Consider the following 14,695-nt stretch of genomic DNA (forward strand, 5'->3'; position numbering starts at 1 on the left):
TCCTTCCCTGAACGGAGGGATCGCCATGAAAATTGTCGTCGCAGGCGCTGGCAGTATCGGGTGCTATTGCGGGGCTTTGCTTGCCGCCTCGGGGCATGAGGTCACCTTGCTGGGGCGCGCGCGCGTATTGGACCCGGTCCGGAAAGATGGTCTGACAGTCACCGATTTCACCGGGCTGCGCCGCACTGTGTCGGCTGAGGCCCTTGTGTTGAGTGAAGACCCCGCCTGTCTGGGCGAGGCCGAGCTTGTCATCGTGACCGTGAAATCCGGGGCCACGTCCCAAATGGCCGAGTTGATTGCGTCGAACGCTGCACAAAACATCCCCGTCCTGTCCTGGCAAAACGGGATGGAGAACGCGCGCGTCCTGAAAGACATCCTGCCCGGTTATGACGTTCGCGCCGGGATGGTGCCCTTCAACGTGGTGCCGACCGATCCGGGGGCCTATCACCGGGCGACTTCGGGCGACATTGTTATCGAAGGCGGCCCCGGCGGTTTGGCGGCGCGGCTGAGCAGCCCGGACCTGCCCGTCTCGGAAAGCGACCGGATCGAGGCGGTTCAGTGGGGCAAACTGGTGATCAACCTCAACAACGCCCTGAATGCGCTGTCAGGTCTGACGCTGGTGGATCAATTGACGGATCGCAACTGGCGGCGTCTGATGGCCGACCAGATGGTCGAGGCTTTGACCGTTCTGAAAGCGGCGGGCCAGCCAGTTGCCTCGACCACCCCGCTGCCTGCCGGGATGACGCCGCACATTCTGCGCCTGCCGACGCCTCTGTTCACCCGCATCGCGTCCAAAATGCTGACCATCGATCCGGCGGCGCGAACCTCGATGGCCTATGACCTGATGGAGGGTCGGCCGACGGAAATCGACTCGCTGCAGGGTGAGATCATGCGTCTGGGTCAGAAAACCGGGGTGCCGACACCGATTTGCACGCGCGTTTCAGACCTGATCCTGCAACAGCCTTCGACCCGGCTGACACCGGATCAAATCCGGCCCTGACGGCTCTGGCCTCACGCGAAGGCTGTCAAGACCCAGAAGATCAACGCAGACATGGTCGCCGCTGCCGGTACGGTGACGACCCACGCGGCAACAATGGTCATGAAATGCGACCGCCGCACCAGCTTGCGCCTTTGGTGTTCTTCGCGCGCCAGTCGCTTTTCGCTGGGGCGTTGCAGGTTCGACTGTTTCCAGCGCCGGTCCGAGTGCCATTCGCGGTAGAACCCAACACCGAACACGGCCCCCACCGCGATGTGGGTCGAACTGACCGGCAAGCCCAGCCAGCTTGCAACGATAACCGTGATCGCGGCAGACAGGGCCACGCAAAAGGCGCGCATCGGGTTCAGCTTGGTGATTTGGCTGCCAACCATCCGGATCAGTTTCGGGCCGAACAGGAACAGACCAAAGGAGATCCCGAACGCGCCGATGACCATGACCCAGATCGGGATAGAGACCTTGGCGGCGAAATCACCGAACTCTGCCGCATGTACGATCGCGGCCAAGGGGCCAACAGCGTTGGCCACGTCATTTGCCCCATGCGCAAAGCTCAGAAACGTGGCAGAGATCACCAGCGGCAGGCCGAACAGTGTTTTAAGCGACCGCGTGCGGTTCTCAAGCCCTTCGGATTTTCGTTTGACCCATGGCACGGTGACCGACCACGCCAGCGCACCAGTGGCCAAGCCGATCAGCAGGGCGGTCTCGGGTTCGATCTTGACGATCCGTTTCAGGCCCTTGACGGCCAGATAGGTGGCAAACGCACCGGCCATCAGCGCCACAAGGATGGGCACCCAGCGGCGGGCGGCGGCGATCTTGTCGTCTTGGTATTGGATTTTGGCCTTGATCAGCGCCAGAAAGGCGGCTGCGATCAATCCGCCCAGAACCGGAGAGATCACCCAGCTTGCGGCAATCGCGCTCATGGTGCTCCAGTTGACGGCGCTCATCCCTGCGGCGGCGATGCCGGCGCCCATCACCCCGCCCACAACCGAATGGGTCGTCGAAACCGGCGCACCGACCCATGTGGCCAGATTGACCCACATCGCAGATGAGATCAGCGCGGCCATCATGGCCCAGATAAACACGTTGCTGTTCTGCACCGACATCGGGTCGATAATGCCCTTGGATATGGTCGAGACCACATCGCCCCCTGCCAGCAGCGCGCCAGCGCTTTCGGCGATAGCGGCGATGGCAATTGCTCCGCCCATGGTCAGTGCGTTGGCCCCGACCGCGGGCCCCATGTTGTTGGCCACGTCGTTTGCGCCGATATTGATCGCCATATACGCCCCGAAGGCTGCCGCAGCGACGACGATCAGGCCCCCGTCAAAGCGCCCGAAAAAGACCGCAGCCGTCAGTCCGGCCAATGCCATGAAGGCCAGTGCCAGACCGGGTCCCAGCAGCGGGCGCGCGACATGAGAGTTCGCGGTTTCGACGCGCGAAATACGGTGGAGGTCGGTGTCCAGCGACTGCCAGCGGGCTTTGGATTGTGTATTCGACATTGGCTCGATCAGATCATCTATGCGATCACAGGCCGCTATCGGTTTACGGACAGCAGGGCAACGTGTCTGTCATCAAATTTTTGCAATCTCGTTACATTTCGCCAGCAATGACTGCAATTCCGGCTCGGCAACCAGGGTGGCCGCCGTTTCGGGTGAGACCCAGTTGCGGGTGCGCTGATCGGCTTCGGGGAAATCCTCGGACAATTCTGCCACGGTGACATGGTAGACTGTTGTCAGAACCGGTTGTGCAGACCCGTCTTTGAGGACCTTGTCATAGGTGTAGTGACCGACCGGCTCTTTCCGGACCGCCTCGGACCGGACGCCAGCCTCTTCCCACGCTTCCTGAGCAGCCGTTTCCGCCCCGTCCAGCCCATCGATGGGCCAGCCTTTGGGGATGACCCAGCGGCCGGTGTCGCGGCTGGTGATCAACAAAATTTCCATCCCGGTTTCGGTCTGACGTGTGCACATGGCAGCGAACTGCACCCGACGCGGGCGCAGGAACAGGGGTCTTGCGACCTCTTCCCAGATGTTTCGAAACCAGTGTGTCATTGGCACAGTCTAAAATAAGCCCAGGTCTTTCAGAGCGGCTGAGGTAACAATTACGTCAGGTAATTTCAATGAAATCGTAAAGTTTCGGTGAATTTTAGCCTGTTTTGGCGAAAATATGTGACTTTTTGTGGGGTATAGCCGTGCATCGGGCTGGTTCAGCCTTTCGACTGGCCATGCCTGCGTTTGGCGCGCAGGGTCGGATCGGCCTGCGTTGGGTCTTCGGGCCAGGGGTGTTTCGGGTATTGCGCACGCATGTCCTTGCGCACGTCCGCGTAGGACCCGGCCCAGAAACCGGGCAGGTCGCGGGTGATCTGAATGGGCCGCTGCGCCGGGGAGAGCAGGGTGATCTTCAACGGGGTGCCCCCGACAACCGGGTGCTGAGTAACACCAAAAAGCTCCTGAAGGCGCACCGCAATTTCCGGGGCTGCGCCACTGTAATCAATGGGAACTTTGCGACCCAAAGGCGTGACAAACGAACCCGGCGCGCGCCGGTCCAGTTCCTGCGTTTGCGTCCAGTCCAGACGGGCGCGCAGGGCGTGCAACAGGTCAAACCGTTTCCAGTCTTCGGCCGAGCGGACGCCGGTGAGCATCGGCAGCAGCCAATCCTCAAGCGCGTTCATCAAGCCGTCCACCGAGAAATCGGGCAAATCGACCCCGTCCACGCGCACCAGTTCCACCCGTGCGGCAAGGCGGGCGGCGGCTCCGTCCAGGTGCAGCCCCAGATCGCGCACGCCGTCTAGCATGGCCCCAGCCACCGCGTCTTCAGGCACGTCCTTCCAGATACGATCCCCAAGCGTGATCGCGCCGAATTGCTCCTGCCGTCTGGCGACGACGCGACGATCCCGTTTGGACCAGACGCAACTGTCGACCCAACGAATCTGATCGCCGAATTGATCGCGAATCTCACGTTCCGAGATCTGAACTGCCATCCGAACCCGTGCCTCGCGCGGGTTTCCGTCGGTGTTGAGCACAACTAGATAGGGGGCTGCGGCCAGTGTGTCGTCGTTTTCCAGAATAACCCCTTTGCCACCTGACAACACATATCGCGGCGCATCGCCTTTGCGCCGCTGTCCGATCCTGTCGGGATAGGCCAAGGCCGCCATCGCGGCGGGGCTTTGGGTGTCGGTCTGGGGTGGGGCGACGGCCCGCAGGCGTTTTGCCTCGGCCTTGATCCGGTCCAGCGCGCCCACGTTCACCTGCCAGGGCTTCCCCCTTTGAAACGCGCGCAGGTCCCGTATTGCATCTAACCGCAACGCCAAATCGACCGGAGCGCCACGCAGCGGGTCCCGCTCGGCCAGCAAGGCGGCAAGCGGCGCGGCCTGGGCCCGGGCGCTTACCAGCATATGCCCCAGACGCGGATGCAAAGGCAGAGCCGCCAGATGACGCCCGTGATCGGTGATCCGTCCTTTGCCGTCGATGGCATTCAGCATACCAAGCAGGCTTCTGGCCTCGGTCAACGCGCCTTCTGGGGGCGGCGTCAGAAAGGCCAGATCGCCAGCATCCGCACCCCAAAGGGACAGCTCCAACGCCAATCCGGTCAGGTCTGCCGACTCGATTTCGGCAGGCGGGTAGGCGGCCAGCGCTCCCTCTTCCCCCTTGGACCACAGCCGGTAGCAGACGCCCTCAGCCACACGCCCGGCGCGGCCCATGCGTTGGGTTGCCTCGGCCCGAGTGACCCGCTCGGTTACCAGACGCGACATGCCCGAGCCCGGATCGAACCGTGCCCGGCGCGCCTGTCCCATGTCCACGACCACGCGAATATCGGGAATCGTCAGCGATGTTTCCGCGATTGAGGTGGCCAGTACGATTTTGCGCCCGTTTTCAACCGGAGCAATGGCCGCGCGCTGGGCGGCAAAGGGCAGGGCACCGAACAGGGGTCTCAGAACGCAGTCCTTCGGCAAGCGTCGCGTCAGAGCAGCCTCAGCCCGCCGGATTTCCCCTTCGCCAGGTAAAAAGACCAGCACACCGCCGCCTGTTGAGCGAGTCTCGTGCACTGCGGCTTCAACCAGATCGCACAGCGCATCCAAACGGCGGGCTTGGGTGCCCAAAGGCCGATCCAGCCAACGGGTTTCGACCGGATAGCTGCGCCCTTCGGATGTCACCAACGGGGCGTCCATCAACTGCCCGACGGGCTCGGCATCCAGTGTTGCGGACATGGCCACCAACATCAGATCGTCACGCAGCGCCCCTGCAACTTCAAGACACAGCGCCAGACCCAGATCGGCATTCAACGAGCGTTCGTGGAATTCGTCGAAGATCACGGCTCCGACCCCGGGCAGGTCCGGGTCGGATTGCAGCATCCGGGTCAGGATGCCTTCGGTAACGACCTCGATCCGGGTCTGTTTTGAGACCTTGGCGTCACCGCGCACGCGGTAACCGACGGTTTGGCCTGCACGCTCGCCCAGCGTTTCAGCCATCCGTTCGGCGGCGGCACGCGCGGCCAGTCGGCGGGGTTCCAGCATCACGATCCTGCCGTCGCACAGCCCGGCCTGCAGCATGGCCAGCGGCACGCGCGTGGTTTTCCCCGCGCCCGGTGGAGCCTGCAACACCGCACGGCGATGGTCGGTCAGGGCCGAGAGCAGTTCGGGCAGGGCGTCATCGATAGGCAGTCGGGTCATGTCGCCTTATCGCCAAAGCTTGCGGCAAGGTCCAGAAGGCCCGGCGGGAACCACGCATAAGTGCTCTGGACAAACAGGGTTCCGACCCTTCATTTAGGGCAAAATTCCAAAAGGGTCGCACGCATGGATATTGCTGAACTGGGTGAGAGGATTTTGCAGGGCGAACGCCGTGCTTTGGCGCGTGCGATTACTCTGGTCGAAAGCATCCGGGCCGATCACCGGGCACAGGCGTCCGAGCTTTTGGCCTACCTCGCCAAATCTGGCCGCCAATCGCTGCGGATTGGTCTGTCAGGCACACCGGGTGTCGGCAAATCCACGTTTATCGAAAGCTTCGGCATGATGCTGATCAGTCAGGGTCTGCGCGTCGCGGTTCTGGCGGTAGATCCCAGTTCGGCCCGGTCGGGTGGCTCGATTCTGGGCGACAAGACCCGGATGGAACGCCTGAGCCGCGAGCCAAACGCGTTCATCCGCCCCTCACCCAGTCAAAGTCATCTGGGCGGCGTCGCGCGTCGCACCCGCGAAGCCATTGCGCTGTGCGAGGCGGCAGGGAATGACGTTGTGCTGATCGAAACCGTCGGCGTCGGTCAGTCCGAGACGGTGGTCTCCGAACTGTCTGATCTGTTCCTGCTGCTGCTGGCCCCGGCTGGCGGGGACGAGTTGCAGGGCGTCAAGCGCGGCATCATGGAGATGGCGGATATCATTCTGGTCAACAAGGCGGATGGCGATCTGAAGGCCACGGCAACGCGCACCTGCGCCGATTATGCAGGGGCCCTGCGGCTGCTGCGAAAACGACCTCAGGACCCCGAGGGGTTTCCCAAGGCCATGACCGTTTCTGCGGTTGAAGAACATGGGCTGGATCAGGCTTGGGACGAGATGCAGGCCCTTAGCCAATGGCGACGCGACAAGGGGTATTGGGCCGCAAGCCGGGCAACGCAAGCGCGGTACTGGTTCGATCAGGAGGTTCGGCATGCCCTGCTGGCCCGGCTGGACACGCCCTCGGCCCGCGCCGAAATGGACCGGCTGAGCACTGAGGTCGGCGCAGGCACGCTCAGCCCCTCGGTTGCGGCGCGGCAGATGCTGACCGCCCTGGCGGCGGACTGACCCGGCCGCCCTTGCGCGCAACGCTTGGCTAGGGACCGGTTGTCGGTGTAGTCTGAACGCAATGTGTTGATACGTTGCTTTTTACATTGATTTTAAACGGTCTTGGCCCCGGCGGTTTTGTCTGGTGCTAAGCTGACAGACGGGAACTGCCGACCATGCCCAATATTCGCGGCACCAATGGCAATGACATAATCGACGTCACCGATGACAACGGGACGTTGAACGGCACGCCGCAGGGAACGCCGATTGACAACGTTCGCGGCCGACGCGGTGATGACGAGATAACGGTCACCAACAGCACGGTTGTTGGCATCGTAGGCGGTGGGGGCGGTGATGACGATATCACAGTCACCGGCAGTACCGTGGGAACCGTGGGCGGCGGAGGCGGGGCCGATACCGTCATTGTGCGCGGATCGGACATCTCGAACATCAATCTGGGCAATGGCAACGACACGCTGGACTTTCAAAGTTCAACCGTATCGGGTTCGATTGATGGCGGCGGGGGCACCGATACGCTGAACCTGCCGGAAGGTACGGTGATCAATGACAGCACATTCGGGACGATCACGGTTGTGGCAGGGACCAGTTATTCCCTGTCCAGCGGATCGTTTACGCTGCCATCGGGCACGACTGTCACATATTCGGCGTTCGAAAACGGGGCCGGCTTCCCTTGTTTCACACGCGATACCCTGATCCGGACGGATCAGGGGAACCGCCCTATTCAAACCCTAGCGACCGGTGACATGGTTCTCACCATTGGCAATGGGCTGCAGGCTATCCGCTGGGCGGGCAGAAGGCGGTTCGACCTGGCGGCGATGGAGCGTGACCCCAAGCTGCGTCCGGTTCGGATATTGGCCGGTGCCTTGGGGCAAGGGGTGCCGGACCGGGACCTTTTGGTGTCGCGGCAACACAGGATGCTGGTGCAGTCCGAGATCGCCCAACGGATGTTTGGCGCGGCCGAGGTTTTGATCCCCGCGATCAAACTGACTGCGCTGCCCGGTATTTTTGTGGACCAAGAGGTGCAGGAGGTTGAGTATTTTCACCTTCTCTTCGACCGGCATGAAATCATCGAAGCTGAAGGCGCACCGACCGAAAGCCTTTTCACCGGCCCCGAGGCGCTGAAATCCCTCAGCCGCGACGCGCGGGCCGAGATTTTCGGGATATTCCCGGAACTGGCGGACATAAACCACCAGTCGGATCTGGCGCGCTTTGTGCCCAAGGGGCGGCATCAGATGAAACTGGTGGCACGGCATCTGAAAAACAACAAACCCCTGTTGCAGCGCCCTTGATCCCGATACAGGTTCTTGGGGCCGGGCAATGCCTGCCGACATAGTGCAAAGAATTCGTGCTGGCTGTCTTGACCCTTCCTGCGATTCCCACTACACGCATCCAACCAGTTTTCGGGCGCGACTTCGGGTTGCGCCCCTTGTGATTTGGCCGCAGGCATTTTGCCCGGCCTCCAGAAACAAAGGAAGAAACCATGTCGCGCCGTTGCGAACTGACCGGAAAAGGCCCGATGACTGGCAACAATGTCAGCCACGCCAACAACAAAACCAAGCGTCGTTTCCTGCCGAACCTGAACGACGTCACCCTGCAGTCCGAAGCTCTGGGCCGTGGCGTCAAGCTGCGCATCTCGGCTGCTGCTCTGCGTTCGGTTGACCACCGCGGTGGTCTGGACGCGTTCCTGGCCAAAGCCAAGGACGAAGATCTGTCGGCGAACGCGCTGAAAGTGAAGAAGGAAATCGCCAAGGCGCAAGCCTCGGCCTGATTGCTTCCACTGCCAAGCATTCTTGACCCCGTACCAGTCTGGTGCGGGGTTTTTCTGTGTTAGGGGTGCTCTGGCGTGGCGCTATTGTTGACGATTTGGAACTAAAATCTCCGAACCGTGAACTAGTTCACATACAGTCAGGCGGGCGCGACGTACCGTTGGGATATTCTTCTGGCGGGGGCCGTCCGATGTCATTTAAAAGTTTCTATATTTTTCTGTTGCTTACCAGTGTTTTCAAAAAGGCATACTTGGCTTGTACCCGTATGCAGCGTCGGGTGAATCATTCCCACACCAGCCTGACCAAGGGCACCGTCAAACGGCCCGGGCTGGACTACTAAGATCCGCTTCAAGCGCGACCCTTTGGCGCTTGAAGCGTTTTCGTTCTGTGAATTATATGCGGATCAGGATGAGATCTGCTGTTCATAGCCTGTTCCCCATTGTGCTTTGCCTGTTTGTGGTTCTGACCGGGCAGGGTGTCGCCGTCTCTCGGGGCGTGGACAAGGCTGTGGGTCAAATGGTGCTGTGCACCGGAAACGGGCCGGTTGTCGTTTACATGGACGAGAACGGGCAACCGACGGCCCCCCCGCACTATTGTCCTGACTATGCGCTGACGCTGCTGGGGGCGGTTGCGATTGCGCAGCCGTCTTTGCCCCAAGCCCCGTTGCCCGAAATGCTGCCCCTTTTGCGGGCCTCAGAAAGCCTGATTGCACCGCCTGTTCCGCAAACACCGGCGCGCGCGCCTCCTTCGATCGTCTGACTTTTTCCAAAAGACTCAAATCTCAAGAAAAAGGAGACGTAAGATGTCCCTCAAAACCACTCTGTTTGCTGCCCTTGCAACCGCCATTCTGGCTGGTCCTGCCCTTGCCGAGGGCACAATTGTTGTCGACGACGCCTACGCCCGGTCTGCAGGCAAGGCCGCCAAGGCGGGGGCGGCGTTCATGATGATCAAGAACACCGGCGACACGGATGACCGTCTGGTCAGTGTCACCTCGGATGTATCGGCCCGGGTCGAGTTGCATACGCACAAGATCAACGATGACGGGGTCGCCCAGATGATCCATGTCGAGGAGGGCTTTGTCATCCCGGCGGGTGAAATGCACATGCTGAAACGTGGTGGTGACCACGTCATGTTTATGGGTCTGAAAGAGCCGTTCGAGCAGGGCGCGACGGTTCCGGTCACGCTGGTTTTCGAACAAGCGGGCGAGATTGTGATCGAGGTTCCGGTCGATCTGGAGCGGCAGGATAAGCACGGCCACGAACATAAGCACGAGCACGGATCGGAGTCGAACTAAGACGTCGCCTGTCTTCGGGCCGCTCCGCGGCCGTCATCCATGCGACAGGCCGGGCGATGCCCGGCCTGTTGTCGTTTTTGGCCGGTGTCGGTGAGTATGTGTTCAGCGGTTCACCGTCTTTAGTCCCACGCGACTTTTGGCATTGCGAAAACGTATCGCCAGCCAGACCATGACGGCTGAAATGGCCAGGGCCGAGAACGCGATGGCCCATCCCAGCGCCACGAGCGCAATGGCGGGCCAGATCATCAACACCAACCCGACAATCAGTGCAGCAAACCCCGACCCGCGCATCGAGCCGCGCTGTGGGTCGCGTTCGTGCATCTGACCGGCTGCCGCCAATGAACCGATGCCGATGATAAGCGCCCAAGCCCCCAACAGGAAAAACGCCAGTTTGACGGTGCCTTCGGGCCAGATCATCAGGATCAGACCGATCAGAACACCGCCAATGGCGGCCCCGCCCAGCAGCCCCCGACGCCCAACACCGAACAATGTCAACGCGCCATCCAGGATCAGCAACGCCCCCACCAGCCTCAGCAACAAGGCGATACTGCCCGAGGGCCAGAACAGGGCGGCGATGCCCACAGCCCCGGCCAGCACCCCGCGCAGCAGAAAGGTCCACCACAGGCTGGCCAATTGCGCGCTCAGCATGTCGCGGCCCGCCATGCTGCCTTCGTCCATGATTTCACCGGTTCGGGGATCTTGGTCTGTCATGACATGGTCTCGCTTTGGTTATGTGGTCCGCTTATAGATGGTTTGTTATGTCTTGGCCTGTAACAGCCGATCAACCCATAGCGGCACAGTTTCGGTTGCCTTGCCGACCAGCCTGTCATCAAAGCTGTTGTCTGTGGGTTCGAGATTGATCTCGATCGTATGCGCCCCGAATGCCTGCGCCTCGCTCACAAAGGCAGCGGCGGGATAGACCTGACCGGATGTTCCTATTGCAGCAAAGATCGAGGCTGTCGCCAGATGGCCGAAGATGTCATCCATGTGATAGGGCATCTCACCGAACCAGACCACATCGGGCCGCGCGGCGGGGGCGTTGCATGCCGGGCAGGGCTCGGCCACGGCCATCTCGGGCGGCGCGGTCCAGCGATGTCCGCAAGAGGCGCACAGCGCGCCAGCCAAAAGACCGTGCATGTGGATGACGCCCTCGGCCCCTCCGGCCTCGTGCAGGCTATCGACATTCTGCGTCACGATCACGACCTCGCCGGGCCAGTCCCGTTGAAGCCGGGCCAGAGCGTGATGGGCCGCGTTGGGCTGCACCTGCGCGGCTTGAACACGGCGAGCGTTGTAGAACCCCTGAACCAGGGCCGGATTGCGGGCAAAGGCTTCGGGCGTTGCGACATCTTCAATCCGGTGCTGCGCCCAAAGCCCATCTTCGTCGCGAAACGTGCTGAGCCCGCTTTCGGCGGAAATACCGGCCCCGGTCAGAATGACGATCTTTTCCATATATCCTCGGCGCGTTATGAGATGAGTCATGACACACCGTATCCTCTTTGTCTGTCTGGGCAATATCTGCCGGTCCTCTGCGGCCGAAGGCGTGTTTCGTGCCCGTGCCCCTCAACACAAGTCCGACAGTGCCGGAACCTCGGGCTGGCATATCGGCAGCCCGCCTTACGGCCCGATGCAAGAGACCGCCCGCGCGCGCAACATCGACCTGAGCGATCTGCGCGCGCGCCAGTTCGTGGCTGAAGATTTTGACCGGTTCGATCTGATCGTGGGGATGGACGCGAACAACATCGCCGATATCGAAGCCCTGCGTCCTTCAGGCAATGAGACCCCTGTACGGCTGCTGACAGATTTTGCACCGCAGACAGGGGCGGATCACGTGCCCGACCCTTACTACACGCGGGATTTCGACGGGGCTTTGGATTTGATCGAGGTCGCTGTTGACGGCCTTGTGGACCATTTGGGCGATTAGCCGTCCATCACCTTCAACTGACTGCTCAACCACGGCAGTTTCGCCATGGCGGGATCGATGATCTGGCTTTGCATCAGACGCCGCATCATCCCGGCGACCTCTTGCGGAACCTGATCGGACCAATCGGTCCGCGTGAACAGAGAGATTGTCCGGGAAAACGCGCCAAACGGGCAGGGATGGGCCTGCAGATCATCATGGAACCGCGTCGCCCGCATATAGCCCAGCGGTGTCGTGATCGCCCAGCCCAACCCCCGCGCCACCATGGCCATCAGCGCCAGATGCGAGCCGATCTCGAACCGTTCCTCGAACTCCATCTGTTGTCGGGCCACATGGCTTTCGATCTGGCGGCTGATCAGTTGCTCGCGCGCATAGCGCAGGAATGGCAGCTCTTGCACAACGGCATCCGCTGAGCCTGCGCCGTTGGGAGCCACCAGAATGAACGGATCCTGAACCAGGGGGTATTCGACCACACCTTCCAGCACTTCGCCGCTATGGGCCGAGACCGCCAGATGCAGTCGCTGCGCGTCCAACTCGGCAAACAGGTCCAGACTGGGCAGGGTAATCAGCTTGAATTTCGACCGGGTCAGGCTGTCGGCCAGCAAGGTGGCCAGCCGTGGCGTCAGGTCATTGTCGAAATCGTCGATCAGGCCAATGGACAGAGTGGTCAGATGCCCCAGGTCCATCACGGTCAGTTCGCTTTGCGCCATTTGCAACTCGGCCAGAACCGCTTCGGCCCGCGACAGAAAGCTGCGCCCGGCCTGCGTCAGACGCATGGGCCGCCGCCCGTGATCCACCAGATCGGTGCCCAGAGCCTTTTCCAGATTTCGCAATTGCTGGCTGACCGAAGGCTGGCTGAGCCCCGTGATCTCGGCCGCTTGCGCCACCGATCCCGTCCGCGCCAACGCCTCGAACACTTCGAGACCGCGCAGGGTCAACCCTTTCATTACCATGCAACGTCCTTTCGCTGCGCCTTTTCTGAGGGGCAGCGGGCGTCAGGTCAAGAAGAGGAAGCGTTTAGCTGCAGATCGCCTGCGCCATTTGGCCGAAGTTCTGATACCGATCCCACAACGCATCATCGCGCGCCGTGCGCGACATCTTCAATTCCTGCGCCTGATGGGGGTCTTCAAACCACTTCGAGACGGTTTTCTGATCGCTGCGCGTCAAAGCCTGATCCGCCACGCGTTGAATGCAACTGCACCGATCCCGCGTCGCCGCCTGACGATCTGACGCCAGACATGCCCGTTTGATCTGCGACGCGTCCGTTGCCGGAGCGACCGCCGTCAGCGATGCCGCACAAAATGCGATTAGGAGGAACTGTTTCATACTCGAGCCTCGTTTTTTGCCTGCCCGGACGGGTCTTGTGCCCCTCTCGGTCTGCGGCGGAGTATGAATCAAACTGACTTTTCAATCAATTCACAAAATTTGCATCGGTTTGTTTCCGGTCAGACTACACCCAGAAGCTTCAACCCTAGTTGCACGACGGCATACAATACTCCGGAGACACCAACCGCTTGCATTCCAAGACTTACCACCTTGTTACCTTTGCTGTCGTGAAAATCTGCGGCTTTGTCGATGAGCAATGCGATCTTCGAAACTCGACTAAATATGCGAGTAGCGGCGTCTGTTCCAGGCAGAGGGGGGGCACCACTTGGTAGCGGTAATAAACTATCGTTGATAAGTGAAGGAATGTCTTCCGCAAAATCCTCGGCCAAGCCGCCCTCGCTGATACCAGCCAAAATTGGCTGGGCTTTGCTCAGCAGCAGCATGTCCTCATCTCGTAGCTCTCCGAAAGCCTGCTTTGCAAGTTGTTCTCGATTAGCTGCCACCTCAGGGTGGTTTGCTCGTATACCGCGCACACTTTCTTCGACTGCGTCGAGTAACGCGAGATTGTCTACGTTATTGGGCAATTCCGAGGTTTCATAAATTTGTCTGCGGAGACCTTTGGCAACTGTCGTTAGGGTCAACTCCGCTTGTTGGGGATCGTTCCCATATCGAGTAACTACACGTGTGATTTTCCGGAACTCGCTAGAACGAATGGTTAGGCCATTATCGCCGTGTAATGCATCTTCCAATGCGTCATGAACAGCGGTTAGAGTCGCGGACAGAAGCGACAAGTTTTGAGCGGATATTGGTACGGCGTAGAACCGCTCAGTTTCCTGATTGTATTCGATCGTTTCAGCCTGAGGGAGTGTTTTTGAAAGCAGCTCAGCTTTGATCCGCTCGACTCCATGTGCTACCTCATCGACACCCGCCTCCCAGACTTCGTCTGGCAAAAATGCGATACATTCCTCCAGAGCCGGGTTCATCGGTTCTCCGACTAAATGGGCGGCGTACCAGTCCCTCCAAAATGACCATTTGTCTTCTTCCCTGGGTTTGGCAAATTCTAAGCCGACAGTTAGAAGAGCTTCCGCCTCGCCGGCTTCTCCAGGTCTCGAGGCCCAGAGAGGGCGCTTCTTCAATTCAACTTCATCAATAGACAGGTCTTTGTTCAACTCCTTGAGTATACCAAAAAAATCTATCTCATTTTGCAGCGGCATTATGAATTGGTTATCTAGATCGGTGCCCAAAGTGGCGGCCAAAGCTCGTTTTGCTGAACTAACCGGAGCGGCCTCCAGCCAGGTCATTTTTTGGCTGGTTGAACTGTTACTCCAAGTCGGAATAGAAACATCTCTCAGCACTTTCTGGTGCGAGTATTCCCCTTCTTCTAAAAGATCATCTAACCCAATAAGTCTCTTGTGATCGGTGCTCATTTTTGTCGGCGAATTCAGTAGGGTGGAGGCACTGATAATTGTGCGGCATACATGCAGTTTGAAGATGGGATAGTCATCTTCGACAGTGTGCCTAAAAACGAGAGGAAAAAGACGCATAGCGTGCCTGAACAAGACAGTATTGTTAGGCAGTTCGTCCATCATGTCGGTTTTCCCTAGTTCAAGTGTTGAGCGGAGCTTGACCAACC

General features: G+C 60.1%; 15 protein-coding genes. 7 read left to right on the plus strand and 8 right to left on the minus strand.

Annotation, left to right across the window (positions count from 1 at the left end):
* Positions 1-25: 25 nt before the first annotated feature.
* Positions 26-1,000, plus strand: a complete 975-nt coding sequence (locus ACR0AC_RS14515; protein ID WP_480874298.1) for a 2-dehydropantoate 2-reductase — start codon at positions 26-28, stop codon at positions 998-1,000.
* An 11-nt stretch (positions 1,001-1,011) separates the two neighbouring features.
* Here the strand turns inward: ACR0AC_RS14515 and ACR0AC_RS14520 are convergent, their stop codons facing one another.
* From ACR0AC_RS14520 to hrpB, 3 genes are all read right to left on the minus strand, one after another.
* Complete coding sequence (locus tag ACR0AC_RS14520) at positions 1,012-2,490, minus strand: inorganic phosphate transporter (RefSeq protein ID WP_480580357.1); 1,479 nt, start codon at positions 2,488-2,490, stop codon at positions 1,012-1,014.
* Between the two features lie 72 nt (positions 2,491-2,562).
* Complete coding sequence (locus ACR0AC_RS14525) at positions 2,563-3,039, minus strand: NUDIX hydrolase (protein WP_480874302.1); 477 nt, start codon at positions 3,037-3,039, stop codon at positions 2,563-2,565.
* 155 nt (positions 3,040-3,194) lie between these two features.
* The gene (gene hrpB, locus ACR0AC_RS14530) at positions 3,195-5,657 is read right to left on the minus strand and encodes an ATP-dependent helicase HrpB (protein ID WP_480874304.1); all 2,463 of its coding nucleotides are present in this window, start codon (positions 5,655-5,657) and stop codon (positions 3,195-3,197) included.
* A 123-nt stretch (positions 5,658-5,780) separates the two neighbouring features.
* Between hrpB and meaB the strand changes: the two genes are divergently transcribed.
* From meaB to ACR0AC_RS14555, 5 genes are all read left to right on the plus strand, one after another.
* The gene (meaB, locus tag ACR0AC_RS14535; RefSeq protein ID WP_170454137.1) at positions 5,781-6,758 is read left to right on the plus strand and encodes a methylmalonyl Co-A mutase-associated GTPase MeaB; all 978 of its coding nucleotides are present in this window, start codon (positions 5,781-5,783) and stop codon (positions 6,756-6,758) included.
* Between the two features lie 155 nt (positions 6,759-6,913).
* Positions 6,914-8,047 carry a Hint domain-containing protein gene (locus ACR0AC_RS14540; RefSeq protein WP_170454135.1) on the plus strand — a complete coding sequence of 378 codons (1,134 nt, stop codon included), beginning with the start codon at positions 6,914-6,916 and terminating at the stop codon, positions 8,045-8,047.
* A gap of 191 nt (positions 8,048-8,238) precedes the next feature.
* A complete protein-coding gene (gene rpmB / locus ACR0AC_RS14545) occupies positions 8,239-8,526 on the plus strand; it encodes a 50S ribosomal protein L28 (protein WP_170454133.1) in 288 nt (95 codons plus the stop codon).
* Between the two features lie 406 nt (positions 8,527-8,932).
* Entirely contained in the window at positions 8,933-9,283 is a 351-nt protein-coding gene (locus ACR0AC_RS14550; RefSeq protein WP_480874308.1) for a hypothetical protein, read from the plus strand.
* Between the two features lie 43 nt (positions 9,284-9,326).
* Complete coding sequence (locus ACR0AC_RS14555) at positions 9,327-9,818, plus strand: copper chaperone PCu(A)C (protein WP_480874311.1); 492 nt, start codon at positions 9,327-9,329, stop codon at positions 9,816-9,818.
* 102 nt (positions 9,819-9,920) lie between these two features.
* Here the strand turns inward: ACR0AC_RS14555 and ACR0AC_RS14560 are convergent, their stop codons facing one another.
* Both ACR0AC_RS14560 and ACR0AC_RS14565 read right to left on the minus strand, forming a co-directional pair.
* On the minus strand, positions 9,921-10,529 hold the full coding sequence (locus ACR0AC_RS14560) for a DUF308 domain-containing protein (protein ID WP_170454127.1): 609 nt from the start codon (positions 10,527-10,529) through the stop codon (positions 9,921-9,923).
* 45 nt (positions 10,530-10,574) lie between these two features.
* Positions 10,575-11,267: an NAD-dependent deacylase gene (locus ACR0AC_RS14565; protein ID WP_170736964.1), complete on the minus strand. Its 693-nt coding sequence runs from the start codon at positions 11,265-11,267 to the stop codon at positions 10,575-10,577.
* Positions 11,268-11,295: 28 nt separating this feature from the next.
* On the opposite strand from ACR0AC_RS14565, the gene ACR0AC_RS14570 reads away from it, so the two are divergent.
* The gene (locus ACR0AC_RS14570; RefSeq protein ID WP_480874314.1) at positions 11,296-11,739 is read left to right on the plus strand and encodes a low molecular weight protein-tyrosine-phosphatase; all 444 of its coding nucleotides are present in this window, start codon (positions 11,296-11,298) and stop codon (positions 11,737-11,739) included.
* Here ACR0AC_RS14570 and ACR0AC_RS14575 read toward each other — a convergent pair.
* From ACR0AC_RS14575 to ACR0AC_RS14585, 3 genes are all read right to left on the minus strand, one after another.
* A complete protein-coding gene (locus tag ACR0AC_RS14575; protein ID WP_480874318.1) occupies positions 11,736-12,689 on the minus strand; it encodes a LysR family transcriptional regulator in 954 nt (317 codons plus the stop codon). The genes ACR0AC_RS14570 and ACR0AC_RS14575 overlap by 4 nt on opposite strands.
* 64 nt (positions 12,690-12,753) lie before the next feature.
* Positions 12,754-13,062 (minus strand): hypothetical protein, encoded by a 309-nt coding sequence (locus tag ACR0AC_RS14580; protein ID WP_480874320.1) that lies wholly within the window; start codon positions 13,060-13,062, stop codon positions 12,754-12,756.
* A 119-nt stretch (positions 13,063-13,181) separates the two neighbouring features.
* Positions 13,182-14,651: a hypothetical protein gene (locus ACR0AC_RS14585; RefSeq protein WP_480874323.1), complete on the minus strand. Its 1,470-nt coding sequence runs from the start codon at positions 14,649-14,651 to the stop codon at positions 13,182-13,184.
* Positions 14,652-14,695: the final 44 nt, after the last annotated feature.

Source organism: Ruegeria sp. H7 (assembly GCF_056532945.1).

Excerpts from the sequence above, each read along its gene's own strand:
- ACR0AC_RS14580 (WP_480874320.1), bottom strand. The coding sequence starts at position 13,062 with ATGAAACAGTTCCTCCTAATCGCATTTTGTGCGGCATCGCTGACGGCG.
- ACR0AC_RS14565 (WP_170736964.1), bottom strand. The coding sequence starts at position 11,267 with ATGGAAAAGATCGTCATTCTGACCGGGGCCGGTATTTCCGCCGAAAGC.
- ACR0AC_RS14570 (WP_480874314.1), top strand. The coding sequence starts at position 11,296 with ATGACACACCGTATCCTCTTTGTCTGTCTGGGCAATATCTGCCGGTCC.
- ACR0AC_RS14540 (WP_170454135.1), top strand. The coding sequence starts at position 6,914 with ATGCCCAATATTCGCGGCACCAATGGCAATGACATAATCGACGTCACC.
- ACR0AC_RS14575 (WP_480874318.1), bottom strand. The coding sequence starts at position 12,689 with ATGGTAATGAAAGGGTTGACCCTGCGCGGTCTCGAAGTGTTCGAGGCG.
- ACR0AC_RS14555 (WP_480874311.1), top strand. The coding sequence starts at position 9,327 with ATGTCCCTCAAAACCACTCTGTTTGCTGCCCTTGCAACCGCCATTCTG.
- ACR0AC_RS14520 (WP_480580357.1), bottom strand. The coding sequence starts at position 2,490 with ATGTCGAATACACAATCCAAAGCCCGCTGGCAGTCGCTGGACACCGAC.
- meaB (WP_170454137.1), top strand. The coding sequence starts at position 5,781 with ATGGATATTGCTGAACTGGGTGAGAGGATTTTGCAGGGCGAACGCCGT.
- ACR0AC_RS14525 (WP_480874302.1), bottom strand. The coding sequence starts at position 3,039 with ATGACACACTGGTTTCGAAACATCTGGGAAGAGGTCGCAAGACCCCTG.
- ACR0AC_RS14550 (WP_480874308.1), top strand. The coding sequence starts at position 8,933 with ATGAGATCTGCTGTTCATAGCCTGTTCCCCATTGTGCTTTGCCTGTTT.
- hrpB (WP_480874304.1), bottom strand. The coding sequence starts at position 5,657 with ATGACCCGACTGCCTATCGATGACGCCCTGCCCGAACTGCTCTCGGCC.
- rpmB (WP_170454133.1), top strand. The coding sequence starts at position 8,239 with ATGTCGCGCCGTTGCGAACTGACCGGAAAAGGCCCGATGACTGGCAAC.
- ACR0AC_RS14560 (WP_170454127.1), bottom strand. The coding sequence starts at position 10,529 with ATGACAGACCAAGATCCCCGAACCGGTGAAATCATGGACGAAGGCAGC.
- ACR0AC_RS14515 (WP_480874298.1), top strand. The coding sequence starts at position 26 with ATGAAAATTGTCGTCGCAGGCGCTGGCAGTATCGGGTGCTATTGCGGG.
- ACR0AC_RS14585 (WP_480874323.1), bottom strand. The coding sequence starts at position 14,651 with ATGATGGACGAACTGCCTAACAATACTGTCTTGTTCAGGCACGCTATG.